Source organism: Bradyrhizobium genosp. L, assembly GCF_015624485.1.
In the GTDB taxonomy this organism is placed as follows: Bacteria; Pseudomonadota; Alphaproteobacteria; order Rhizobiales; family Xanthobacteraceae; genus Bradyrhizobium.
In genome coordinates this window covers 2321399-2345392 of record NZ_CP061378.1, presented here as the reverse complement: position 1 = coordinate 2345392, position 23994 = coordinate 2321399, and the positions used below count along the sequence as shown (strand labels likewise).

Sequence of the window (23994 nt, the reverse complement as noted above, 5' to 3'; positions counted from 1 at the left end):
AATGAAATGGTGAAGCCGCATGAGCAACATCAACCCCGATCCGTTCACGACCCGGCCTGAAATCGAAGGCACCTTCGGCGTCGTCACATCGACGCACTGGATCGCGACCGCGGTCGGCATGGGGATCCTGGAGAAAGGCGGCAACGCCTTTGACGCCGGCGTTGCGGCCGCCTTCACGCTGCAAGTGGTCGAGCCGCATCTGAACGGCCCGGGCGGCGACGTGCCCATCATCGTGCACGACATGAAACGCGGCAAGACCGAGGTGATCTGCGGCCAGGGCCCGGCGCCGGCGAAGGCAACCATCGCGCATTATCGCAGCGAGGGCCTCGAGATGGTGCCTGGCACCGGCCTGCTCGCGGCCTGCGTGCCCGGCACCTTCGAATCCTGGATGCTGCTGCTGCGCGACTACGGCACGTTGAAGCTGCGCGACGTGCTCGAGCCCGCGATCGCCTACGCCCGCGACGGTTATCCGTTGGTCGAGCGCGCCTGCGCCACGATCCAGACCGTCGAAAAATTGTTCCGCAACTATTGGACCACGTCGGCCGATGTGTACCTGCCGAACGGCGAGGTGCCGAAGCCGGGCACCATCTTCACCAACAAGAAACTTGCCGAGACCTACACCCGCATCCTGAATGAGGCCGAGAGCGCGGGCAGCGATCGCGTCGCGCAGATCGAGCGCGCGCGTCAGGCGTGGTCGAAGGGATTTGTCGCCGAAGCGATCGACAAATTCTGCCGCACCCAGGAGGTGATGGACGTCTCCGGCTCGCCGCATCGCGGCGTGCTGTCGGCCGACGACATGGCACGCTGGCAGCCGACAACAGAGGCGCCGCTCACCTACGACTACGGCCGCTACACCGTGCAGAAGGCCGGCGTCTGGAGCCAGGGCCCGGTGATGTTGCAGCAGCTCGCGCTGCTCAAGGGTTTTGATCTCGACGGGCTCGATCCCACGGGTCCCGACTTCATCCACCTTCAGATCGAGGCGGCCAAGCTCGCTTATGCCGACCGCGAGACCTTCTACGGCGATCCCAAATTCACCGACATCCCGATCGAGACGCTGTTGTCGGATTCCTATAACGACGAACGCCGCAAGCTGATCGCGAAGGACAAGGCCTCGCTCGACTTCGTTCCCGGCTCGGTCGAAGGTTTCGGCGCGGTCGTCAAGCTGCGCCGCGCCGAAGGCCATCGCGAGGCGGTCGGCGCCATGGGCGCCGGCGAGCCGACGGTCGGCCGCTTCGGCGAGGTGCGCGGCGACACCGTGCATTTCGACATCATCGACAAGGCCGGCAACATGATCTCGGCGACGCCGTCCGGCGGCTGGCTGCAATCCTCGCCTGTCATCCCCGAGCTCGGCTTCTGCCTCGGCAGCCGCGCGCAGATGTTCTGGCTGGAAGAAAATCATCCGGCCGCGCTGGCGCCGGGCAAGCGCCCGCGCACCACGCTGTCGCCGACCATGGCGCTACGCGACGGCGAGCCGTATCTCTCCTGGGGTTCGCCCGGCGGCGACCAGCAGGACCAGTGGATCACGCAGTTCTTCCTGCGCCACGTCCACGCCAAGATGAATTTGCAGGAGGCGATCGACGCGCCGGCCTGGCACTCCGAGCATTTCCCGATCTCGTTCTGGCCGCGCACCGCGCGCCCCGGCGTGCTGGTGCTGGAAAACCGGGTGCCGAAGCCTGCTATCGACGAATTGAAGCGCCGCGGCCATGTGGTGGAGATCGGCCCCGATTGGTCCGAGGGCCGCCTCACCGCGGCCTCGAAGGTCGGTCCCCGTCGCCGCGCTGCCGCCAACCCGCGCGGCATGCAGGGCTACGCCGCTGGGCGCTAGAGCATGATCCGGAAAAGTGTGAAGCGGTTTTCCGAAAAGATCATGCTCAAAGAAGGAGCTAAAGCGCGATGACGATTCAGCCTAATCTCATCGCGCTTTAAGGACGACGGATGACCTGGTCGATCATCGCCCGCGACAGCGCTACCGGCCAGCTCGGCATCGCCGTTGCGACGCGGTTCTTTGCCGTCGGCGCGCTCGTCCCGCATATCGCACCGGGCATCGGCGCGGTGGCAACGCAGGCGCTGGTCAATCCCTATTACGGCGTCGACGGCCTCAGGCTGCTGCGCGGCGGTGGCAGTCCGCATGACGTCATCAAAGTCCTGCTCTTAGCCGATAGCGGCCGCGAAAGCCGGCAGGTTCACGCCATGGATGCCCGCGGCCGCATCGCCGCGCATTCAGGCAAGGAGTGTGTCGACTGGTTCGGCCATATCGCGGGCGACGGCCTTTCGATCGCCGGCAACATGCTGGTCGGCCCGGCCGTGCTCGACGAGACCGCAAGGGTCTATGCCGCGCATGAGACATTGCCGTTCGCGCAGCGGCTGATCAAGGCGATGTTCGCCGGTGAAGCCGCCGGCGGCGACAAGCGCGGCAAGCAATCAGCGGCACTCCTGATCCATGGCATGGAGGACTGGCCGCTGCTCGACCTGCGGGTCGACGACCACGCCGACCCACTGCGCGAACTGGAGCGGCTGGAAGCCGTCAGCCGCGAGCATTGGGTGCCGTTTCGAACATTCCTGCCGACCCGGGGCGATCCGGCCGGCGTTACCGATCGTGCCGCGATCGAATCCGGCATCGCAGCCGCGACCGCGAGCAAGAAATGACGGCAGGCCCGCTGATCGAAATCGAGGACCTGCGCGTCACTTTCCAGGGCGACGACGGCCGCACCACACACGCCGTCGACCGCGTCGATCTCAGCGTCGCCAAAGGCGCGACGCTCGGACTGGTCGGTGAATCCGGCTGCGGCAAGAGCGTGACCTCGCTCGCGATCATGGGGCTGTTGCCGAAGCAATCGGCCACCGTCTCCGGCGCGATCCGCTTCGACGGGTTCGACCTGCTCGACGTGCCGGACCAGACGCTGCGCGATTTGCGCGGCAATCGCCTGGCGATGATCTTCCAGGAGCCGATGACCTCGCTCAATCCGAGCTTCACCATCGGCGACCAGATCACCGAGACGATACTGCGCCACCGCGGCGGCCCGCGGCGGCAGGCGCGCGACCGCGCCGTCGAGCTGCTGCGACGCGTCCACATCCCCTCGCCCGACAGGCGCGTCGACGAATATCCGCACAAGCTCTCCGGCGGCATGCGCCAGCGCGTGATGATCGCGATGGCGCTGGCTTGCGACCCCCAGCTTCTGATCGCCGACGAGCCGACCACCGCGCTCGACGTCACCTTGCAGGCGCAGATCCTCGATTTGATGCGCGAGCTGAAGGCCGCCAGCGGCGCCGCGATCATCCTGATCACGCATGATCTTGGCGTCGTCGCCGAAGTCTGCGACGAGGTCGCGGTGATGTATGCCGGCGAGATCGTCGAGCGCGCACCGGTCGACGAGCTGTTTGCCAACCCGCAGCATCCCTACACGATCGGCCTGCTCGGCTCGATCCCGCGGCTCGACCGCCGCACCAGCCACCTTGCGACCATCGAGGGCATGGTGCCGAACATGGCAAATCCGCCGGCCGGCTGCCGCTTCGCCGCGCGGTGTCCCTTTGTCGAGGACGCCTGCACCGAGACGCCGCCGCCGCTCGCGAGGTTGAGCGCAACCCACGCCTCGCGCTGCATCCGCGCGCCGCTGGAACGGCTGGTGTCATGACCGCGGCCATACGCACAACTCTCGTGCCCCGGGCGCGGCGCAGCACAAGCGCAGCGCAGTGGTGCACCGCTGAACCGGGGCCGACCATGGCGGAGCATGGGTCCCGGTTCAGCAGTGCAACACTGCGCGTTGCACTGCGCCCGGGACACGAGAGGCGGGAGCAACGCTGATGACCGCGCTGCTCGAGGTCGAAGGGCTGGTCAAGCATTTCGTCGCCGCGCGCTCGGTGTTCGGCCGCCCGACCGCCCATGTGAAGGCGGTCGACGGCGTCAGCTTCACGGTCGAGGCCGGCAAGACGCTGGCGCTGGTCGGCGAATCCGGCTGCGGCAAGTCCACCGTCAGCCGGCTGGTGCTGCGGCTGATCGAGCCCGATGCCGGGACCGTCCGCTTCGAGGGTCGCGATCTCGGCGCGCTCGACGCCGGGCAATTGCGCGCCTTCCGCCGCGATGCGCAGCTCATTTTCCAGGATCCTTACGCCTCGCTCAACCCGCGCATGACGGTGAACCAGATCCTGACCGAGCCGCTGGCGCTGCACGATCTCGTGCCGCCGCCGCGCCGCCGCGAGCGGGTCGAGGAGCTGTTGCGTCTGGTCGGGCTCGAGCCGCGCTTCGCGCGCCGCTATCCGCATGAATTCTCCGGCGGCCAGCGCCAGCGCATCGCGATCGCGCGAGCGCTCGCGGTCGAGCCGAAGCTGATCATCTGCGACGAGCCGGTGTCCGCGCTCGATGTCTCGATCCGATCCCAGATCCTCAATCTGCTGCGCGATCTGCAGGACCGGCTCAAGCTCGCCTACATCTTCGTTTCGCACGATCTCGCGGTGGTCAAACACATTGCGGACCGCGTCGCCGTGATGAATCTCGGCACCATCGTCGAGACCGCCGACGCCGAGACATTGTTCGCCGGCCCGCGCCATCCCTACAGCCGCGCGCTGCTGTCCGCGATCCCCGTGCCCAAGCCGCAGGCAAAGCGCAGCCGCATTGTGCTGCAGGGAGAGATGCCGAGCGCGCTCGATCCACCCAGCGGCTGCCGGTTTCACACCCGCTGTCCCTACACAATCGAACGCTGCCGCAGCGAGATACCGCAGCTCGTTGAAGCTGGCATCGGACATGCAACGGCCTGCCACCGGGCGGCGGAGCTGCCGCCGGCGGAGGCGATCGTTCCATCCGACGGCGGCTTCTCGCCGACATTGGAAAAACTGGTCGCCGCCTTCAAATCAGCGGAAGCTGTCGGGCGGATCGGGGTTGGTCCAGACGAGGCTAGGACGTAACGAACACGAAGGGGTTGGCGATGAGAATCTGGCGCTGGGCGGTCCTGATGGCGGCCCTCGTGGCGTGGTGCGGAACGGCCGCGCGCGCCGAGACCACGCTGCGGATCGGCCTCGCCGAGGACCCCGATATCCTCGATCCCTCGACCGCCCGCACCTATGTCGGCCGCATCGTGTTCGCGGCGTTCTGCGACAAGCTGTTCGACATCGACGACAAGCTCAACATCGTGCCGCAGCTTGCGCTGTCGCACGAGACGTCCGCCGACGGCAAGGACGTGACGATCAAGCTCCGCCCCGGCGTCAAATTCCAGGACGGCGAACCGTTCGATGCGGAAGCGGCGAAATTCTCGCTGGACCGGCACATGACGCTGCCGACCTCATTCCGCAAATCGGAGCTCGCGAGCGTCGATCACGTCGAGGTGGTCGACCCCCTCACTATCAAGCTGGTGCTGAAGACGCCCTACTCGCCCCTGATCGCCCAGCTCACCGACCGCGCCGGCATGATGATATCGCCGAAGGCGGCGAAGGAGGAGGGCGACAAGTTCGGTCTGCACCCGGTCTGCGCCGGGCCGTACAAATTCGTCGAGCGCGTGCAGCAGGACCGCATGGTGTTCGAGAAGTTCGCCGACTACTGGAACAAGGACAAGGTCTTCATCGACAAGATCGTCTATCTGCCGATCGTCGATGCCACGGTGCGGCTCGCCAATCTGAAGTCCGGCGGGCTCGACCTGATCGAGCGCGTGCTGGCGACCGACATCAAGGCGGTGCGCGCCGATCCCAATCTGGTGCTCTCGACGGCGCCCGAACTCGGCTACTGGGGCCTCACCATCAACATCGGCAACGACAAGAACAAGGGGCCGCTCAGCCAGTCGGAGAAGGTGCGCCAGGCGCTCGACCTGTCGATCGACCGGCAGGCCATCAACGAGGTCGTGTTCAACGGCGAGTTCACGCCGGGCAATCAATGGGTCAGCCCGCAGCATCCCTACTACCAGAAAGCCTTCCCGATCCGGCCGCGCGACATCGTCAAGGCCAAGGCGCTGCTGAAGGAGGCCGGCGTCACGCCGCCGATATCGGTCGACTTCATGGTGACCAAGGGCGCGGAGAACGAAGCGGTCGCGCAAGTCGTGCAGTCGATGGCCGCCGAGGCCGGCTTTGACCTGAAGATCCGGGTGATCGAATTCGCCACCTCGTTCAAGCAGGCGCAAGCCGGCGAGTTCCAGCTGTTCCAGATTCCCTGGAGCGGACGGATCGATCCCGACGGCAACTCCTACATCTTCCTGCATAGCAAGGCGCCGCAGAACGACGGCGGCTATTCCAATCCGGAGGCCGACAAGGCGATGGAAGACGCCCGTCTGGTGACCGATCCGGCGCAGCGCAAGGCGATCTACGAGAAGCTGACCAAGATGGTGCTGAACGACGATCCGATCCTCTACCTCCTGCACCGCACGATCCTGATCGCCCACACCAAGAAGCTCGAAGGTTACAAGCAGATGCCCGACGGGCTGGTGCGCGTGATCGGACTGAAGCTGAAATGATGGCGATGGGCACGCTCTCGTGTCCCGGATGCCTTGCAGCGCGCAAGCGGTGCAACGCTGATCCGGGATCCAGCGCCGCGTCCGGGAAACCGGTGTCGCGATGCTGAACTTCCTGGCCAAGCGGCTGGCGCAGATCGTGCCGACGCTGTTCTTCGTCTCGATCCTGATCTTCTCGCTGCAGCACTTGCTGCCGGGCGATCCGGCGCTGGTGATGGCCGGCGAGGAGCGCGATCCGGCCGTGATCGAGCAGATCCGCGTGCAGTACCATCTCGATCAGCCGATCCCGGTGCAATATGTCTACTGGGTCAAGGGCGTGCTGTCGGGGGATTTCGGCGAGTCGCTGCGCAACAAGATGCCGGTGCTGGCGCTGATCGCGCAGAAGCTCCCGGTCACCATGCAGATCGCCGGAATGGCGATCGTGATCGCATTCCTGATCGGCGTCCCCGCCGGCATCATCTCCGCGGTGAAGAAGGGCACGGCCTGGGACTACGGCGCCAATTTGTTCGCGCTATGGGGCATCTCGACGCCGAACTTCTGGCTCGGCATCATGCTGATCTTCCTGTTCTCGATCGAACTGGGCTGGCTGCCGGCGTCAGGCTATGTGCCACTGACCGAAGACTGGCGCGCCAGCCTCGCCGCCTCGATCATGCCGGCCTTCGTGCTCGGCAACGCGATCGCCGCGGTCCTGATGCGGCATACGCGAAGCGCGATGCTGCAGGTGCTGGAGAGCGATTATGTCCGCACCGCTCGCGCCAAGGGCTTGTCCGAGCGCACGGTGATCCTCAAGCATGCGATGCGCAACGCGCTGACGCCGATCATCACGCTCGGCGCGCTCGAGCTCGGCACGCTGCTGTCGGGCGCGGTGCTGACCGAACAAATCTTCTCGATCCCCGGCTTCGGCAAGCTGATCGTCGACGCCGTCTTCAACCGCGACTATGCCGTGGTGCAGGGCGTGGTGCTGACCACGGCCACGATCTACATCACGCTCAACCTGATCGCCGACATCGCCTACATCCTCGTCAATCCGCGGCTGCGAGGATGATCCGATGACGGACGCCACGCTCGCGACCGCTGCCGCCCTCGCCGCCTCCGAGACGCTGGAGAGCCCGGGGCGGCGCGCGTGGCGGCGCCTGCTCAAGCGCAAGGGCGCCGTGCTCGGTCTCGTCGTGATCGCAATCTTCATCCTGCTGGCGCTCTTCGCGCCACTGGTCGTGCCCTACGATCCGATCGCGTCCAGCTGGTCGCTGGTGCGCAAGGCGCCGTCGGCGCAGCACTGGTTCGGCACCGACGAGCTCGGCCGCGACGTGCTCGCCCGCGTCGTGTTCGGCGCCCGCGCCTCGCTGCTCGCGGGCCTGACCTCCGTCAGCATTGCGCTCGCGATCGGCGTGCCACTCGGGCTCGTCGCCGGCACGCGCGGCGGTTTCATCGACGCGCTGATCGGCCGCATCACCGATGCGATGCTGGCCTGCCCGTTCCTGATCCTGGCGATCGCGCTCGCCGCATTCCTCGGCCCGAGCCTCGGCAATGCGATGATCGCGATCGGCGTCTCGGCGACCCCGATCTTCATCCGCCTGACCCGCGGCCAGGTGATGAGCGTCAAGGTCGAGGACTATGTCGAGGCGGCGCGCGCGCTGGGCAATCCGCGCTGGCGCATCGCGCTGGTGCACATCCTGCCCAACATCATGCCGGCGCTCCTGGTGCAGGCGACGCTGTCGATCGCGGCCGCGATCATCGCGGAAGCCGCGCTGTCCTTCCTCGGCCTCGGCCAGCAGCCGCCACTGCCGTCCTGGGGCAGCATGCTCAACGCCGCGCAACGCTTCCTGACCAACGCGCCATGGATGGCGATCTGGCCGGGGCTTGCGATCTTCCTGGTCGTGCTGTCCTTCAACCTGGTCGGCGACGGCCTGCGCGACGCGCTGGATCCGAAGGCGCGGTGACATTGCCGACGCGACCGCCTACCTCTCCCCATCATCCTGAGAGGTTCTGAGGTATATCCTCATCCACAGCTGTCGTCGCCCGGCTCGACCGGGCGACCCAGTACGCCGCGGCCCATCTGCTCAAGCACAACTGCCTCTGGAATACTGGATCACCCGCATGCGCGGGTGATGACACCGAGTAAGTTGAGTGAGCCAACCTCGTCCTAGACTAAATCACCACCTCGCGCAGCACGCGCCGGCAATCCATCTCGTATTCGAGATCGACCACCGGCGGGCGGCAGAAGTGCCAGGTCAGGCCGGATCGCGCAGCGCCGCGACGGACCAGTTCGTCGACGACGACGGGATGCACGTCGTGCACGGTGTAGGCCTGCACGGCGGTCGTCTCCTTCCAGCCGAAACCGAACTCGGCGAGACGGCGCTCCATCTCGCCCGTGGTGAAGCGCACCTTCTCCCGCCACCCCTCCGGGCTGAGGTCGCGATAGCGCACGATGCGTTCGGGATAGCTGCCGGCGCCGCCGCGCGCCTCGGCGCCGCCCGCGATCACGAAGGACGGCGAGGGGCTGCTGCTCGGGCGCGTGAAGCAGAAGGCGTGGAACGACGGTTCGGACGGCGGATCGATCTCGGGACAGACATTGCTGCGCGCCACCGGATTGCTGTTGCCGTCGTAGATGCCCCATTCCGCAAGCGTCTTGACATAGTGCTGGTTGAAGGCGCGAAAGCCGTCCTCTGTGAAGGCAGCGGGCGAGCGCAACTCGCAGGCGCAGAACGATGTCAGCGGCCGGCCGGCGGCCTGGATGGTGGCCGCGATCCGGGCAAAGCCGTCCGCCAGCGGCAGCAATCGATCGAAGCGCACCCGCTCGATCTCATAGCCGGAGCTCGCCTGCGCGCCGCTCGAATATTGGAAGACCGCCGGAATGAACCGGTAGTTACCCGCGTCGAACTCGCTCACCATGTCTGTTCCTCCCAGATCTTTGTCAGAGCATGATCTTCTCGGAAAACCGCTTCACACTTTTCAGGGTCATGCTCCACCCCCGCGGAGGATATCACGGGACAAAGAAAAGGCGGCAGTGGCTTTCGCCAGTGCCGCCTTTCCTGCGAGCATGAGCTTGGAGGGCTCAGGTCGGTTTCAACGCGCCGCCGCCGTCGAGATCGAAGTCGGCGATCTGCCTGGCGCGATCGGAGCGGGATGCAGCCTCGTGGTCGGTCGCGATCACCGTGTAGACCATCGGCAGCACGAACAGGGTGAACAGCGTGCCGATCGTCATGCCGGCCACGACGACGAGACCGATCGAGAAGCGGCTGGCGGCGCCGGCGCCCGAGGCCGTCAGCAGCGGCAACAGGCCGGTGACCATCGCCGCGGTCGTCATCAGGATCGGACGCAGCCGGATGCGGGCCGCCATCTCGATCGCCGAGCGGCGGTCGAGCTTCTCGTTGAGCTGCAGCTCGTTGGCGAACTCCACCATCAGGATGCCGTGCTTGGTGATCAGTCCGACCAGCGTCAGCAGGCCCACCTGGGTGTAGATGTTCATGGTCGCGACGCCGAAGAACAGCGGGATCAAGGCACCGACGATCGCCATCGGCACGGAGATCATGATCACGAACGGGTCGCGCAGGCTCTCGAACTGCGCCGCCAGCACCAGGAAGATGATGACGATCGCAAACGCGAACGTCACCATCAGCTGGCTGCCTTCGCGGACATACTGGCGAGAGTCGGCCAGGAAGTCGTAGCTGAAGCCCGACGGCAGCTTCTTGGCCTCGCCCTGCAGGAAGTCCACCGCCTGCCCCATCGAGACGCCGGGCATCGGCACGGCCTGGAAGGTCGCCGAGTTGAGCTGGTTGTAATGGGTCAGCGCGTTCGGGTCGACACCGGTTTCGACCGACACCACCGTCGACAGCCGCACCAGCTGCCCCGTCGTGGTCGGGACGTAGTAGTTGTCGAACGATTCCGGCGCGAGCCGGCTGACGCGCGGCACCTGCGGGATCACCTGGTAGGAGCGCCCCTCCAGGTTGAAGCGGTTGACATAGTTGCCGCCGAGCAGTGTCGCCAGCGCGTTGCCGATCGACTGCATGGTGATGCCGAGGTCGCTCGCCTTGGTACGATCAACCTTCACCCGGACCACCGGCTGGTTGAAGTCGAGATCGCTGTCGGTGACGATGAACAGGCCGCTCTTGCGCGCCGCATCCTTCAGCTTGGTCATCTGGTCGAAGACCTGTTGGAAACCGGCCGTCGAAGAGATCACCATCTGCACAGGCAGGCCGCCGGGGCCGCCGGGCAGCGGCGGCAGGCTGAACGCGAACGCGCTGATGCCTTCGATCTTGGAGAGTTCGGCCTGCATCAATGGCTGCAACTGCTGGGCGGTACGCTTGCGCTCATCCCACGGCTTGAGCAACGCGCCGGCGAAGCCGCCCTGCGGGCCGGTAATGCCGTTCAGAATGAACCGGAGATCGGTCTCAGGAAACTTCTGGAACTCCTTGTCCATCTTGTCGCCGTAGAAATCGATGTAGTCGATGTTGGCATATTTCGGCGCCTTGGTGATCGCGAAGACGATGCCCTGGTCCTCCTGCGGCGCCAGCTCTTTCGAGGTGTGCATATAGAGGAAGCCGACCAGGCCGAGGATAGTCACGGCGAACAGGCCGGTGATCGGCCGGTAGTCGAGCGAGCGGTCGAGCATGCGGCCATAGCCGCGGGTGACCGCGCCGAACACACGGTTGACCAGCGTGGCGAACCGCCCCTCGTCGTGGCTCTTCAGGAACACCGAGCACATCATCGGCGACAGCGTCAGCGCGATCACGCCCGACACGATGACCGAGCCGGCCAGCGTGAAGGCGAATTCGCGGAACAGCGCGCCGGTGACGCCGCCGAGGAAGCCGATCGGCGCATACACCGCCGCCAGCGTGATGGTCATGGAGACGACGGGGCCGACGATTTCGCGCGCGCCTTTCAGCGACGCCTGCACCGGTGGCATCCCCTCCTCGAGATGGCGGTGGATGTTCTCCACCACCACGATGGCGTCGTCGACCACGAGGCCGATCGCCAGCACCATCGCGAGCAGGGTCAGCAGGTTGAAGCTGAAGCCCGCGGCCAGCATCAGGATGCAGACGCCGATCAGCGACAGCGGAATGGTGACGACCGGGATGATCACCGAGCGGATCGAGGCGAGGAACAGGAAGATCACGACGACGACGATCAGCACGGCTTCGCCGAGCGTCTTCTCGACCTCGTCGATCGACGACTGGATGAACTTGGTGGAATCGTAGGCCACCTTCATCTTCATCGAGGGCGGCAGGTTGCGCTCGAGATCCGGGAACAGCGCGCGCACGCCCTTGACCAGGCTCAGCGGGTTGCCCTGCGGCGTCGCCTTGATGCCGATGAAGATCGCGTGCTCGCCGTTGAAGGCGACGCTGGCGTCGGTGCTCTGCGCGGCGAGCTCGACGGTCGCGATGTCCTCGATGCGCACGAAACCGCCGTCCTTGGACTTCACGATCATGCGCTTGAACTGATCGATGTTCTGCAGGTCGGTGTTGGCCGAGACGTTGGAGACGATGAAGAAGCCCTTGGTCTGGCCGGCGGCGGCCTGGAAGTTGTTGGCGGCGATCGCGGCCGACACGTCGTTCGGCGACACGCCGCGTCCGGCCATCCGGGTCGGATCGAGCCAGACCCGCATCGCGAAGGTCTGGCCGCCGAGAATGTCGGCGGAGGCAACGCCGTCGACGGTCGACAGCACCGGCTGCACGACGCGGGTCAGGTAGTCCGAGATCGCCGAACCGGTCAGCTCCTCGCTGGAGAAGCCTAGATACATCACCGCGATGGTGTCGCCGGTCGCCTTGCTCACGACCGGGTCGAAGGCTTCCTTCGGGATCAGGTATTTCACCGAGTTGACCTTGGCCAGCACTTCGGTCAGCGCCTGGTTCGGATCGTGATTGAGCTTGACGAAGACCTGGATCGTCGAGGTGCCGAGCACCGAGTTCGACGTCATGTAGTCGACGCCTTCGGCCGAGGCGACGGCCTGCTCGATCGGCGTGGTGATGAAGCCGTTGATCAGCTCGGGCGACGCGCCGGGATACGAGGTGGTGATCGTCACCACGGTGTTCGACAGGTTCGGGTATTGCCGGATCGGCAGCACCATCGCCGCGCGCAGGCCGATCAGCAGGATCAGCAGACTGACGACGACCGACAGCACCGGGCGCTTGATGAAAATGTCAGTGAAGGACATCGCCAACTCTATTCTTGTTGTCTGCCGTTCGAGGCAGCGCATGGCGGAGGGCCGCGATCGGCCCTCCTGATCTTAAGCGAATCGCGTCAGTAGCGCGGCGGCTCGGCCGGAATCGGCGGCGCCGGATCGGCCGAGATCGCGACCGCCATGCCCGATTGCAGCTTGATCTGGCCGACGGCGACGACCTTGTCGCCGGCCTTCAGACCCTTGAGGATCTCGACACGGCCTTCGACACGGTTGCCCGTCTTCACGAAAGTGCGGACTGCGGTCAGCGTGGTCTTGCCGTCGTCGCCCTTCTTCTCGGTGATCAGGAACACCGAGTCGCCGTACAGCGTGTAGTCGACCGCCGTTTCCGGAACGGTGACGACCGCCGGCTTCTCGGGCAGCACGACGGTGGCGGTCGCGAACATGCCGGGCTTGAGGATGCTGTCGGGATTCTGGATCGTCGCCTGCACCTTGATGTTGCGCGTGTCGGTTGCGATCTGCGGCTCGATGGTCGTGATCTTGCCCTCGAAAGTCTTGCCCGGATAGGCATCGACCGCGATACGCACGATCTGGCCGACCTTGACCTGCGAGCTCTGCTTCTCGGTGACGGTCAGGTTCGCGTACAGCACCGACAGGTCGGTCAACGACACGATCTGGGTGCCGGCGGTCAGGTACTGGCCGACTTCGATCATGCGCACGCCGAGGTCACCCTCGAACGGCGCGCGCACCAGCTTCTGCGAGATCAGCGCTTCGGTCTTGGCGATGCCCGCCTTGGCCTGATCGTACGTCGCCTGTGCGGTGTCGACGGTCGATTGCGGCCCGAACTGGCGCGCCGCGAGTTGCTTGGCGCGGTCGAGCTGCTGCTCGCCGACGATCGCCTGCGCTTTGAAGCTCGCGAGGTCGCCCTGCTCCGGCGCGTCGAACAGCTGCACCAGCGGCGTTCCCGCCTTCACATGGCTGCCGGCCGTGAACAGGATGTCGGTGATGCGGCCCGACACGTCGGTGGTGACGTTGACCTGATGCACCGCGACGAGATCGCCGACCGCCGTGAGCAGATTCGGAATCACCTCGGACTTCGCCTCGACGGCGGAGACGTTCGCCGGCGGCGGTTTGTTGTTGGCAAAGAACTGCGCGATCATGTGGCTGCGGAAGGCGTTGAAGCCGACCAGGCCGCCGACCAGCAGCGCCAGCAGCAGCCCCACGATGAAGAACCAGCGCACCAGACGCACCGGGCGCTTGGCCGGCTTCTCCGTGAGGGGTTTCCCCGAGATGTGGGTTTCGGACTGAATATTCATGTCATGCACTTTCTGCAGTTACCGACTGGCCCTGACCCGGTGACGGCTGGTGGCCCAAATGGGTCGCAATTGCGGCTTCGGTAAGTCCGATACCGCGGAGGATGAACTGGCAAAGCTGCCGCTCGGCCGCGACGGCATCGCCATAGGGGAGACATGGTGTCGCAGGCAGCTGTGTCAGCGCCGCCATCAGCACGGTGTGGTGCGCGAACCAGAACAGATTGAGCGGCTCGTCACCGATCCGCGTCGCCTCGCCCGCCGCGACGGCGCGCTCGAGCGAGGCGGCGAAGGTCGGCCCGATCAGCTTGCTGACCTTGTCGTAGAGCAGCCGGGCAAACTCGCCATCGTCGAGATGGCTCGTCACCATCAGCCGCATCCGCTGCGCCTCTTCCTGGTCCGGCTCACTGCGCAGTTCCATGAAGTGTCCAACCATGCCCTGCATCAGCTCGACCAGCGTCGCGGTCGACGGCTCCTGTCCGAGCAGATGCGCGAGATCCGGATCGGCCTCGCACTCCTCGGCGAGGATTTCGGCATAGAGCGCCGCCTTGGACGGGAAGTGCTTGAACAGCAGCCCTTCCGAAATGGCAGCCGCGGCCGCCACGCTCTTGGTCGTGGTGCCGGCAAAGCCGTTGCGGGCGAAGCATCGCTTTGCAGCGCTCAGGATCAACTGACGCCGCAAGTCACTCGTCATGCGTAAGGTCGACATTTGGGGTCGTGAGTAATCACTCACCTTACCGAATGTCAAGGTTCTATTGCACCGCGAAAGTCGTTTTATATTGGACTGTGTCCGAGCGACCCTCTGATCCGGTTGACGACATAGGTGCCGTCCCGGCTGGACAGGACGCGCTCCAGATTGGCCGCGTCGATCTTCACGCTGGCGAATCGCGGTCCGGCCGTAACATCCTGTAAGGACGAAGCAAACGCTTCGATCTCAGCCATCGTCGCGAGGTCGCGGGTATCCTTGATTCCGCAGGCCTTGGCAACGCCCGTGAGGTCGGCGGTCGCGCCGGTATGGCTGGCCTGGCCGCCGGTCTCGCCATAGGCCTCGTTATCCAGCACGATGATCGAGAGGTTTTTCGGCTGCTGCAGCCCGACGGTCGCAAGACTTCCGATGCCCATCAGCATCTCGCCGTCACCGGTGATCACAACCACCGGCAGGGTCGGCTGGGCCAGCGCCAGCCCGAGCCCGATCATCACGGCGCCGCCCATGCCACCCCAGAGATAGAAGTTGCGGTCATGGTCGCCGGCGGCGGCGATGTCGTAGGTGGAGGCGCCGAGGCCGCCCACCGCGATGGCGCCATTGCGCTCCCTCAGCAGCTCGGCAACCACGGCGCGGCGATCGAGGAGATTGGCTTTGCTCATTTGAAGACCTTTGCCCCGATCAGGCGCTGCGACAGCAGAACGGCGGTCGGCGTGCAGGCGTTGTAGGCCTGCGCCGCGCCGGCCTCGACCACCTCACGGACTTCCTCGGGGTGCTGCGCGCGCAGCACCTTGATGCCGGAGAGTTCGAGGATGCCCTGCGTGTTCGAGCCCATCGGCACCTGCCATGGATTGAACTCGCCCCATTCGCCGCGCATCGTCACCAGCGTGAGGAACGGAAGCCGGAAGATCTGCACCAGCGACAGCATGTTGATGCAGTTGCCGACCCCGCTCGATTGCATCAGCAGCACGCCGCGCTGGCCGCCCGCCCAGGCGCCGGCCAGCAGCGCCACGCCCTCCTCCTCTGTGGTCAGCGCGATGCCGCGCATGGTCGAGGAGCCGAGCACGCGCTCGATCAGCTGCGAGTGCCCGGCGTCGGGCACATAAGGCACCTGACGCACCTCGAAGCGCTGCAATATCGCAAAAATCTCCTCGGGCCAGGAGGCCGCGGTCTCGGCACGGGCATGCATCGGCGTTTCCGGTCTTGGATTCTTATGCCGGCAACTGTAGAGGGCCGCGCGCGCTTCATCAAAGCGCAAAACCGCATATGGCTCTGCGATTTGCTCGCATCGCGCGGCGTGGGACGCAGTCCCGGCCAACCCGCAAATTGTGTTGCGCACGAACTTCGCACGCCCTAAGATAGTTGCAAATGAAACTAATCAGGGTTGGATAGGCGGCATGGACGGGCACGCGCGCGAGCTGGCTGACGGCTTCGACCTGGAACGGCTGACGCCGGAATTCTATGCCGACCCCTACCCGACCTATCGCGCGTTGCGCGAGCACGCGCCGGTCAAGCTGCTGCCGAACGGCTGTTACTTTCTGACGCGCTATGACGACCTCGTCACCGCCTACAAGAACACCAAGGCGTTCTCGTCCGACAAGAAAAAGGAGTTTCTGCCGAAATACGGCGACTCCCTGCTCTACGAGCACCACACGACGAGCCTGGTCTTCAACGATCCGCCCGCGCACACGCGGGTGCGGCGACTGATCATGGGCGCGTTGTCGCCGCGGGCGATATCAGGCATGGAGGGTGACCTGATCGCGCTGGTCGACAGCCTGCTCGACCGGATCGAGACCCGCGAGCGCTTCGAGCTGATCGGCGATTTCGCCTCCGCAATCCCGGTCGAAGTGATCGGCAATCTGCTCGACGTGCCCCACGACGAGCGTGAGCCGTTACGCGACTGGTCGCTCGCAATCCTCGGCGCGCTGGAGCCGGTGATCGGCAAGGAGGTCTTCGAGCGCGGCAACAATGCCGTGAAGGATTTCCTCGCCTATCTCGAAACCCTCGTCGAACGGCGCCGTGCAAAACCCGGCAATCCCGAGCGCGACGTGCTGACGCGATTGATCCAGGGAGAAGAGAATGGCGAGCGGCTGACCGCGAAGGAGCTGCTGCACAACTGCATCTTCCTGCTCAATGCCGGCCACGAGACCACGACCAACCTGATCGGCAACGGATTGGTGGCGCTCAGCGAGCATCCCGACCAGAAGCAGCGGCTGATCGCACAGCCCGACCTGATCAAATCCGCGATCGAGGAGATGCTGCGCTACGAGAGCTCGAACCAGCTCGGCAATCGCATGATCGTGGAGGAGATCGAGCTCGGCGGCATCACGATGCCGCCGGGCACGCTGGTGACGCTGTGCATCGGCGCCGCCAATCGCGATGGCGCGCAATTCCCCGACCCCGAACGTTTCGACGTCGCCCGCACACCGAACCGCCACCTCGCGTTCGGCACCGGCGCGCATCAATGCGCCGGGATGGCGCTGGCGCGGCTCGAAGGCGCCGTCGCGATCGCCCGTTTCCTGGCGCGGTTCCCGAACTACGCGCCGGCGGGCGCGCCGGTGCGCGGCGGCCGCGTCCGCTTCCGCGGGTTCCTGAGCGTGCCCTGCGTGCGCGGCGCGTGATGCGATGACGACCAGGCAACTGCGCGATCGCTGGGGCGATTCCCTCCTGACGGTGATGACCGTGCTGCTCCTGGTCATGATGTTCGTGGTGGCGCCGCTGCAGGCGCTCGGCCTGTTCGAATTCCAGATCTTCGAATTGCTGCTGGCGCTGTTCCTGGTCGGCGGCGTGTTCGTGATGTCGGGCAGCGCGCTCGCGGTGGTCACGATGCTGGCCGCGCTTATCATGATCGTGATCGGCGCGATCTTGCGGCTGCGCTCGCCCTCGATCCTCGACCTCAATCTATTCGCCGCTTCCTGGCTGCTGGTCGGTATCACCATGGCGGTGACGGTGGCTCGCGCGACCTTCGCCCCGGGACGCGTCACCTATCACCGCGTGATCGGCGCCGTCCTGCTCTATCTCACGGTCGCCGTGATCTTCTCGGCGCTCTACACCTTTGTCGGCACGCTGGTGCCATCAGCGTTTGCCGGCATGAAGGTCGAGGACAGCCCGAAACTTGCAAGCCAGCTGATCTATTTCTCCTTCGCGACGCTGACGACGACCGGCTACGGCGACGTCGCGCCGCTGCACCCGATCGCGCGCAGCCTGTGCAATGTCGAGGCGGTGTTCGGCCAGCTCTATCCCGCGACGCTGTTGGCGCGACTGGTGACGCTGGAGATCGCGCACCGCGACCAGGAGTGAGATGCGGTAGGGTGGGCAAAGGCGCGAAGCGACGTGCCCACCATCCGCGACGTGCTCGCGATGGTGGGCACGCTTGCGCTTTGCCCACCCTGCGGATCACTTTAAGTCGGGCTCACCGATCCCTAAATCAGGTATAGTGCGACTGGGCATCGCGACCGCTGGAGCGACGAAACATGCGTCCGCCAGTCACCGACTTCATTGCAAGGGAAGCGCAGTTTGGCGCCCAGAACTACGCGCCGCTCGGCGTCGTGCTGTCGCGCGGCCAGGGTGTCTGGGTCTGGGACACCGACGGCAACCGCTACCTCGATTGCCTGTCGGCCTATTCGGCGGTCAATCAGGGCCACTGCCATCCGAAGATCCTCGCCGCCATGATCGAGCAGGCCGGCCGCCTGACGCTGACCTCGCGCGCCTTCCACAACGACCAGCTCGCGCCGTTTTACGAGGAACTCGCTGCTCTGACCGGTTCCCACAAGGTGCTGCCGATGAACAGCGGCGCGGAGGCGGTGGAAAGCGCGATCAAGGCGGTGCGCAAATGGGGCTACGAGGTCAAAGGCGTGCCCGACGGCCAGGCCGAGATCATCGTCTGCGCCGACAATTTTCATGGTCGCACGCTTGCGATCGTCGGCTTCAGCACCGATCCTGCGACCCGCGCGCATTTCGGCCCCTTCGCGCCCGGCTTCAAGATCATCCCCTTCGGCGACGCCAAGGCGCTGGAAGATGCGATTACGCCTGATACCGTTGCCTTCCTGGTCGAGCCGATCCAGGGCGAAGCCGGCGTCGTCATTCCACCGCCGGGTTACTTCACAGCGGTCCGCGAGCTCTGCACAAGCCACGACATCATGCTGATCCTCGACGAGATCCAGACCGGGCTCGGGCGCACCGGCAAGCTGCTGGCCGAGCAGCACGAAGGCATCGAAGCCGACGTCACGCTGCTCGGCAAGGCCTTGTCCGGCGGCTTCTATCCGGTGTCGGCGGTGCTTTCGAACAACGAAGTGCTCGGCACGCTGAAGCCCGGCCAGCACGGCTCGACCTTCGGCGGCAATCCGCTCGCCTGCGCGGTGGCACGCGCGGCGCTGCGCGTGCTGGTCGACGACGGGATGATCGAGAACGCCGCCGCCGAGGGTGCGCGCTTCCTCGCCGGCTTGCGGAGCATTCGCGCCAACACCATCCGCGAGGTGCGCGGCCGCGGCCTGATGCTCGCGGTCGAGCTTCACCCCGAGGCCGGTTCGGCACGCCGCTACTGCGAGGCGTTGCGCGAGCGCGGTATCCTCGCCAAGGATACCCATGACCACACGATCCGCATCGCCCCACCGCTGGTGATCACCAGCGATCAGGTCGACTGGGCGTTGGAGCAGATCGACGCCGCGTTGAAGCAGGATTTCTCGTGACGGCGAAGCTCGGTGCGTAGGGTGGGCAAAGCGACAGCGTGCCCACCATCAAGAGCACATTATTGATGGTGGGCACGGCGCAAGCGCGCCTTTGCCCACCCTACGGCGTCAAACCACCGTCCGGTGCCGCGCGATGCAGGTCTTCAACACCTCATCCATCGGCTTGCCCCACCAGTCGTTGGAAAAGATCTCGATCTCCGAATAGCCGGCAAAGCCCTGCGCCTCGACGGCCGATCGTACCGATTTGATGTCGATCACGCCGTCGCCCATCATGCCACGGTCGTTGAGAATGTCCTTGGTCGGCACCAGCCAGTCGCAGACATGGAACGCCAGCAGCCGATCCTTGCCGGCACGCGCGATCTGGCCCATCAACTCCGGGTCCCACCAGATGTGATAGACGTCGAGCGCAACGCCGATCGCGCCGGTGCGGCCAGGATCGAGCGCATCGCAGATGTCGAGCGCATGCTTTGTCGTGTTGACGCAGGCGCGATCCGCGGCATAGGCCGGATGCAGCGGCTCGATCGCGAGCGGCAGCTTCGCCTGTCTTGCGTAGTCCAGCATCTCGGCGATGCCGTCATGCACTTGCGCACGCGCGGCGGCGATGTCCTTGGTGACAGCGCTACCCGGCCGTGAATATTGCGGCAGACCGCCGACCACGAGCACGATGCAGGGCGCGCCCAGCGCCGCCGCCTCATCGACCGCGCGGCGGTTGTCGTCGCGCGCCTCGTTCCGGTGCGCGGCATCGGCCGTGAACATGCCGCCGCGGCAATAGCCGGATAGCTCAAGTCCCACGTCCTTGATGGCGCGCACGGCACGATCGAGGCCGATAGCAGCGACCTGGTCGCGCCAGGGATCGATGGCCCGGATGCCGTGGCGCGCGGAGGCCTCGATGATGGCCGTGAGATCGCCCTGCTTGCGGACGGTGGCCGTGTTCAGCGACAGCCAGCGGTGATCATTGGAGAAGTCGCGCATCAGGCGTCGATGCCGCGGGTGGCCAGGATCGCCGACATTCGGCGCGTCGCGAGCTCCGGATTGGCGAGCAGCCCGGCCTGATCGGCGAGCCGGAACAGCTCGGCCAGATGCAAGGTCGAACGCGCGCTCTCCTGCCCGCCGACCATCGTGAAGTGATCCTGATGGCCGTTGAGATAGGCCATGAACACGATGCCGGTCTTGTAGAAGCGCGTCGGCGCCTTGAAGATGTGGCGCGACAGCGGCACCGTGGGCCCGAGCACGTCGTGGAAGCCGGCTTCGTCGCACGCCGCCAACCGTGACAGCGCGTAGGACGCCGCCGGCGCGATCGCATCGAAGATGCCGAGCAGCGCGTGGGAAAAGCCCTTGTCGTCGCCGGCGATCAGCTCCGCATAATTGAAGTCGTCGCCGGTATACATCTTCACGCGCGCGTCGAGCCGCCGCCGCATGTCGATCTCGCGCTGCTTGTCGAGCAGCGACACTTTCACGCCGTCGACCTTCGCCGCATTGGCGTTGATGATGGTTACCGCGGTGTCCATCGCCCTGTCGAGATCGACGGTGCCCCAATAGCCCGCCAGCGCCGGATCGAACATGTCGCCGAGCCAGTGGATGATCACGGGCTCGCGGACCTGCGCCAGCACGCGGTCATAGACCCGCGCGTAGTCCTCGGCGCTCTTGCCGAGCTTCGCCAGCGCGCGCGACGCCATCAGGATGATGCGGCCGCCGGCCTTCTCGACGGCTGCGATCTGTTCCTCATAGGCGCGGATCACGTCGTCGATCGACTTGGCGTCCCCGACCGCGAGATGATCGGTGCCGGCACCCGAAAACACCAGCGCGTTGCCCTTGGTCTTCGCGGCCTTCACCGACCGCTGGATCAATTCCAGCGAGGTCGTCCAGTCGAGCCCCATGCCGCGCTGCGCGGTATCCATCGCTTCGGCAACGCCGAGGCCGAGATCCCAGACATGCTCGCGGAACGCGATGGTCCGATCCCAGTCGATCGCGGCCGTCAGCCACGGATCGACGTCGGCCCTGACGTCGGCGACCACATGTGCCGCGGAGAAGGCGACGCGATTCAGCGTGCCCTCGAGCTTCGCCGGAAACGTCCGCGACGCGGCGAGACGGTAGGTTTCGAGGCCGCCGCCTTCAGTCGGCAGCTTCAGCGACAGGGATGACATCGTTGCAGAAGATTTGGGCAAGACCGGCTTGTTCATGACAAACGCCCTCTCTCAGACCACGATCGGCGCGACGTCGATCCATCGCCGTTCTTTCCAGCTCTTCAGCGCGCATTCGGCGAGCTGCACGCCCTTGGCGCCTTCGAGCAAGGTGTATTTGTAGGGCGCATCCTCGCAGACATGGCGGATGAACATCTCCCATTGCTCCTTGAAGCCGTTGTCGTAGACGACGTTCTCGGGCACCTTCTGCCAGTCGCCATAGAAATCGTGCAGCCGCTTCTCGTCCGGATTCCACACCGGCCGCGGCGTCGCCTGGCGCGCCTGGATCATGCAGTCGGTGAGCCCCGCCACCGCTGAGCCGTGGGTGCCGTCGACCTGGAAGGTCACGAGGTCGTCGCGATAGACCCGCGTCACCCAGCTCATGTTGATGTGCGCGATGACGCCGCCCTTCAGCTTGAAGGTCGCGTAGGCGGAATCGTCGGCGGTTGCCTTGTAGGGCTTGCCGTTCTCGTCGTAGCGCTCGGGGATATCGGTGTTGCCGATGCAGACCACGCTCTCGACCTCGCCGAAGAGATTGTCGAGCACGTAGCGCCAGTGGCAGACCATGTCCAAAATGATGCCGCCGCCGTCCTCGCTGCGGTAGTTCCAGGACGGCCGCTGCGCCTCCTGCCAGCCGCCCTCGAACACCCAGTAGCCGAACTCGCCGCGCACCGACAGCATGCGGCCGAAGAAGCCGGAGTCGCGCAGGAAGGCGAGCTTCTTCAGGCCCGGCAGGAACAGCTTGTCCTGCACCGTGCCGTGCTTCAACCCTTTCGCGTTGGCGAGTTTGATGACCGCGACGGCCTCTTCCAGATTGGTCGCGATCGGCTTCTCGCAATAGACATGCTTGCCGGCGTTGATCGCCCTGGTCAGCAGCGAGGGCCGCGCCTGCGTGGTCGCGGCGTCGAAGAACACGGTGTCGGCCTTGTCGGCCAGCGCGCGGTCGAGATCCGTGGTGTGGCGCTCGATGTCGAAGCGTTTTGCCAGTGCTGCAACCTTCTCGGCGTCGCGGCCGACCAGGATCGGATCGGGCATGATGCGGTCGCCGTTGCCGAGCAGCACGCCGCCCTGGGCGCGGATCGCGACGATCGAGCGGATCAGGTGCTGGTTGAGCCCCATCCGGCCGGTGACGCCGTTCATGATCAGGCCGAGGCGTTTGGTCGTCATACTGTCTGCTCCTGCAAAACACGTGGTGTTGGCCGCGTGAGCGGCTGCATGGTGGACCAGTCCGGATGAACGGTGCTGGCAAAACCGGACGTGGTCAGCGATCCCGTCAGCAGATCGCCGTCGTGGATCGCGAGGCGGACTTTGCCGTCCTCACGTTGGTAGAGATCGGGATGCGCAACGAGGAAAGCGTCGGCTTCCGCCCCCGGCGTGTCGCCGAAGCCATCGACATAATGGTGGCCGTTGCGCTCGGCATGGGTCACGCCGATCAGCGCGCCGAGCGCGAGATCCTGCTGCACGGCAAGCCCGGCCTGGCAGGTCAGGTCCTCGCCGCTGATGAACGCACGGCCGCCATCGGCGCTCCACGCTGCCGCACGCGTGGCGTTGATGACCGATTTGTAGACGCCTTTGCACGATTTCGAGGAGACGCCGCGATAGCCCAGCGCCCGCGCCGCCGGAAACGCGTCATAGCAATCATCGGCCTCGTCGATGATGAAGCTGCCCGCGGCAAGCTTGCCGAGCGGCGAGGTCCGCGTGATGTCGCGCGGCATCGGTTGCTCGATATAGAGCATGTTCGAAGAGATCGGCTGCAGCGCTGCATCGCGCTCGAGCCGATCGATCAGCGCGTTCAGCGCGGCGAGATCGGCATATTGCTCATTGGCATCGAGCGTGACCTTGAAGGCGTAAGGCAGCGTCGCAAGCTCCTTGCCGATCCGGATCAGCCGCGCCGCGTCATGCGTGGGATCGCCGTTCAGCTTGAGCTTGAAGTGGCGCGCGCCGGCGTTCTCCCTGACGTCGGCGACACCACCCTCCCCTTCGATCCTGTCGTCCAACCCGACCGTGTGCCTGACAGCAACGCGATCGAGCCGCTTGCGCGTCGACAGGAACCGCGCAATCGCGGCGTCGACCAGATCGGGCGTCAGCCGAGCATCTATGCCGGCGATGTTGGCCGCCATGCCCTCGAAGAAACTCGTGCCGGCTGCCCGCAACAGTGCATCCAGGATCGCCTTGTCGATCTCGGCTGGACCAAAGCTTGCCGCCAGCGCTGGAATGTCTTCCCTGGCGCAGGCCGCGACCTGGGCGCCGATACAGGCCGCGTGCAGTGGGAACGCGGTGTCATACCCCGCCTTCGCCAGGTAGAGCTCGCGCGCGATGGCGAGCGAGCGGCGCAACTCATCGACCGTCTGCTCCGCCGTCAGATGCGGCCGCTTGTCGAACCATTTTGGCGCCAGCATCTCGGCGCTGGCGCCGGTGGCGCGGCCCTTGCCTTCCACCTCGATCTCGACCCGCACGAACAGCTGCGTCGCCGCGTTGAGCGTGACCGCGCCAAAGCGGAACGGCCGGGCGAAGGCCAGCGGACGCTCGAAGAAGGCGATGTCTTTGACAGCAAGGCGAAACGGCAT

Annotated in this window: 20 protein-coding genes; 10 read left to right on the top strand and 10 right to left on the bottom strand. The window is 65.6% G+C overall.

The features are described 5' to 3' along the window. Positions 1 to 19 precede the first annotated feature (19 nt). The 7 genes from IC762_RS10835 (at position 20) to IC762_RS10805 (ending at position 8368) form a co-directional block, all read left to right on the top strand. Positions 20 to 1825 carry a gamma-glutamyltransferase family protein gene (locus tag IC762_RS10835; protein ID WP_195788787.1) on the top strand — a complete coding sequence of 602 codons (1806 nt, stop codon included), beginning with the start codon at positions 20 to 22 and terminating at the stop codon, positions 1823 to 1825. A 110-nt stretch (positions 1826 to 1935) separates the two neighbouring features. Further along, complete coding sequence (locus IC762_RS10830) at positions 1936 to 2646, top strand: DUF1028 domain-containing protein (protein ID WP_195788786.1); 711 nt, start codon at positions 1936 to 1938, stop codon at positions 2644 to 2646. Beyond that, positions 2643 to 3632 carry an ABC transporter ATP-binding protein gene (locus IC762_RS10825; RefSeq protein ID WP_195788785.1) on the top strand — a complete coding sequence of 330 codons (990 nt, stop codon included), beginning with the start codon at positions 2643 to 2645 and terminating at the stop codon, positions 3630 to 3632. Before IC762_RS10830 ends, IC762_RS10825 begins: the two co-directional genes overlap by 4 nt. Before the next feature lie 169 nt (positions 3633 to 3801). After that, positions 3802 to 4899, top strand: a complete 1098-nt coding sequence (locus IC762_RS10820; protein WP_195788784.1) for an ABC transporter ATP-binding protein — start codon at positions 3802 to 3804, stop codon at positions 4897 to 4899. 20 nt (positions 4900 to 4919) lie between these two features. Further along, positions 4920 to 6431, top strand: coding sequence for an ABC transporter substrate-binding protein (locus tag IC762_RS10815; protein WP_195788783.1), 1512 nt, complete (start codon positions 4920 to 4922; stop codon positions 6429 to 6431). A gap of 100 nt (positions 6432 to 6531) precedes the next feature. After that, on the top strand, positions 6532 to 7473 hold the full coding sequence (locus tag IC762_RS10810) for an ABC transporter permease (protein ID WP_195788782.1): 942 nt from the start codon (positions 6532 to 6534) through the stop codon (positions 7471 to 7473). Positions 7474 to 7477: 4 nt separating this feature from the next. Next, the gene (locus IC762_RS10805; protein WP_195788781.1) at positions 7478 to 8368 is read left to right on the top strand and encodes an ABC transporter permease; all 891 of its coding nucleotides are present in this window, start codon (positions 7478 to 7480) and stop codon (positions 8366 to 8368) included. A 208-nt stretch (positions 8369 to 8576) separates the two neighbouring features. On the opposite strand, the gene cnbZ is transcribed toward IC762_RS10805, so the two are convergent. The 6 genes from cnbZ to IC762_RS10775 all read right to left on the bottom strand — a co-directional run bounded on the left by cnbZ (position 8577) and on the right by IC762_RS10775 (position 15748). Next, positions 8577 to 9320, bottom strand: a complete 744-nt coding sequence (gene cnbZ, locus IC762_RS10800; RefSeq protein WP_195788780.1) for a 2-amino-5-chloromuconate deaminase CnbZ — start codon at positions 9318 to 9320, stop codon at positions 8577 to 8579. 163 nt (positions 9321 to 9483) lie between these two features. After that, positions 9484 to 12582 (bottom strand): multidrug efflux RND transporter permease subunit, encoded by a 3099-nt coding sequence (locus IC762_RS10795; RefSeq protein WP_195788779.1) that lies wholly within the window; start codon positions 12580 to 12582, stop codon positions 9484 to 9486. 86 nt (positions 12583 to 12668) lie between these two features. Beyond that, positions 12669 to 13862 (bottom strand): efflux RND transporter periplasmic adaptor subunit, encoded by a 1194-nt coding sequence (locus IC762_RS10790; protein ID WP_195788778.1) that lies wholly within the window; start codon positions 13860 to 13862, stop codon positions 12669 to 12671. A gap of 1 nt (position 13863) precedes the next feature. Beyond that, positions 13864 to 14565, bottom strand: a complete 702-nt coding sequence (locus IC762_RS10785) for a TetR/AcrR family transcriptional regulator (RefSeq protein WP_195788777.1) — start codon at positions 14563 to 14565, stop codon at positions 13864 to 13866. A 65-nt stretch (positions 14566 to 14630) separates the two neighbouring features. Next, positions 14631 to 15221 (bottom strand): thiamine pyrophosphate-dependent enzyme, encoded by a 591-nt coding sequence (locus IC762_RS10780; RefSeq protein WP_195788776.1) that lies wholly within the window; start codon positions 15219 to 15221, stop codon positions 14631 to 14633. After that, positions 15218 to 15748 (bottom strand): thiamine pyrophosphate-binding protein, encoded by a 531-nt coding sequence (locus tag IC762_RS10775; RefSeq protein ID WP_195788775.1) that lies wholly within the window; start codon positions 15746 to 15748, stop codon positions 15218 to 15220. Before IC762_RS10775 ends, IC762_RS10780 begins: the two co-directional genes overlap by 4 nt. Positions 15749 to 15956: 208 nt before the next feature. On the opposite strand from IC762_RS10775, the gene IC762_RS10770 reads away from it, so the two are divergent. The 3 genes from IC762_RS10770 (at position 15957) to rocD (ending at position 19247) form a co-directional block, all read left to right on the top strand. Further along, positions 15957 to 17180, top strand: coding sequence for a cytochrome P450 (locus IC762_RS10770; RefSeq protein WP_195788774.1), 1224 nt, complete (start codon positions 15957 to 15959; stop codon positions 17178 to 17180). A gap of 4 nt (positions 17181 to 17184) precedes the next feature. Beyond that, positions 17185 to 17859, top strand: a complete 675-nt coding sequence (locus IC762_RS10765) for a potassium channel family protein (protein WP_195788773.1) — start codon at positions 17185 to 17187, stop codon at positions 17857 to 17859. A 173-nt stretch (positions 17860 to 18032) separates the two neighbouring features. Further along, positions 18033 to 19247, top strand: a complete 1215-nt coding sequence (gene rocD / locus IC762_RS10760; protein WP_195788772.1) for an ornithine--oxo-acid transaminase — start codon at positions 18033 to 18035, stop codon at positions 19245 to 19247. Between the two features lie 108 nt (positions 19248 to 19355). Here rocD and IC762_RS10755 read toward each other — a convergent pair whose 3' ends face one another. From IC762_RS10755 to IC762_RS10740, 4 genes are read right to left on the bottom strand one after another with little or no spacing between them, the layout of a single operon-like run. Further along, a complete protein-coding gene (locus IC762_RS10755) occupies positions 19356 to 20219 on the bottom strand; it encodes a sugar phosphate isomerase/epimerase family protein (protein ID WP_195788771.1) in 864 nt (287 codons plus the stop codon). Next, the gene (locus IC762_RS10750; protein WP_195788770.1) at positions 20219 to 21427 is read right to left on the bottom strand and encodes a dihydrodipicolinate synthase family protein; all 1209 of its coding nucleotides are present in this window, start codon (positions 21425 to 21427) and stop codon (positions 20219 to 20221) included. The genes IC762_RS10755 and IC762_RS10750 overlap by 1 nt, the downstream gene beginning before the upstream one ends. Positions 21428 to 21442: 15 nt before the next feature. Further along, positions 21443 to 22594, bottom strand: coding sequence for a Gfo/Idh/MocA family protein (locus IC762_RS10745; protein ID WP_195788769.1), 1152 nt, complete (start codon positions 22592 to 22594; stop codon positions 21443 to 21445). Next, positions 22591 to 23994: a mandelate racemase/muconate lactonizing enzyme family protein gene (locus IC762_RS10740; protein WP_195788768.1), complete on the bottom strand. Its 1404-nt coding sequence runs from the start codon at positions 23992 to 23994 to the stop codon at positions 22591 to 22593. The genes IC762_RS10745 and IC762_RS10740 overlap by 4 nt, the downstream gene beginning before the upstream one ends.

Coding starts and splice junctions, on each gene's coding strand:
- IC762_RS10785 (WP_195788777.1), bottom strand. CDS start 14,565: ATGTCGACCTTACGCATGACGAGTGACTTGCGGCGTCAGTTGATCCTG.
- IC762_RS10755 (WP_195788771.1), bottom strand. CDS start 20,219: ATGCGCGACTTCTCCAATGATCACCGCTGGCTGTCGCTGAACACGGCC.
- IC762_RS10805 (WP_195788781.1), top strand. CDS start 7,478: ATGACGGACGCCACGCTCGCGACCGCTGCCGCCCTCGCCGCCTCCGAG.
- IC762_RS10825 (WP_195788785.1), top strand. CDS start 2,643: ATGACGGCAGGCCCGCTGATCGAAATCGAGGACCTGCGCGTCACTTTC.
- cnbZ (WP_195788780.1), bottom strand. CDS start 9,320: ATGGTGAGCGAGTTCGACGCGGGTAACTACCGGTTCATTCCGGCGGTC.
- IC762_RS10835 (WP_195788787.1), top strand. CDS start 20: ATGAGCAACATCAACCCCGATCCGTTCACGACCCGGCCTGAAATCGAA.
- IC762_RS10810 (WP_195788782.1), top strand. CDS start 6,532: ATGCTGAACTTCCTGGCCAAGCGGCTGGCGCAGATCGTGCCGACGCTG.
- IC762_RS10740 (WP_195788768.1), bottom strand. CDS start 23,994: ATGCCGTTTCGCCTTGCTGTCAAAGACATCGCCTTCTTCGAGCGTCCG.
- IC762_RS10815 (WP_195788783.1), top strand. CDS start 4,920: ATGAGAATCTGGCGCTGGGCGGTCCTGATGGCGGCCCTCGTGGCGTGG.
- IC762_RS10750 (WP_195788770.1), bottom strand. CDS start 21,427: ATGAACAAGCCGGTCTTGCCCAAATCTTCTGCAACGATGTCATCCCTG.
- IC762_RS10780 (WP_195788776.1), bottom strand. CDS start 15,221: ATGAGCAAAGCCAATCTCCTCGATCGCCGCGCCGTGGTTGCCGAGCTG.
- IC762_RS10775 (WP_195788775.1), bottom strand. CDS start 15,748: ATGCATGCCCGTGCCGAGACCGCGGCCTCCTGGCCCGAGGAGATTTTT.
- IC762_RS10745 (WP_195788769.1), bottom strand. CDS start 22,594: ATGACGACCAAACGCCTCGGCCTGATCATGAACGGCGTCACCGGCCGG.
- IC762_RS10765 (WP_195788773.1), top strand. CDS start 17,185: ATGACGACCAGGCAACTGCGCGATCGCTGGGGCGATTCCCTCCTGACG.
- rocD (WP_195788772.1), top strand. CDS start 18,033: ATGCGTCCGCCAGTCACCGACTTCATTGCAAGGGAAGCGCAGTTTGGC.
- IC762_RS10790 (WP_195788778.1), bottom strand. CDS start 13,862: ATGAATATTCAGTCCGAAACCCACATCTCGGGGAAACCCCTCACGGAG.
- IC762_RS10820 (WP_195788784.1), top strand. CDS start 3,802: ATGACCGCGCTGCTCGAGGTCGAAGGGCTGGTCAAGCATTTCGTCGCC.
- IC762_RS10795 (WP_195788779.1), bottom strand. CDS start 12,582: ATGTCCTTCACTGACATTTTCATCAAGCGCCCGGTGCTGTCGGTCGTC.
- IC762_RS10770 (WP_195788774.1), top strand. CDS start 15,957: ATGGACGGGCACGCGCGCGAGCTGGCTGACGGCTTCGACCTGGAACGG.
- IC762_RS10830 (WP_195788786.1), top strand. CDS start 1,936: ATGACCTGGTCGATCATCGCCCGCGACAGCGCTACCGGCCAGCTCGGC.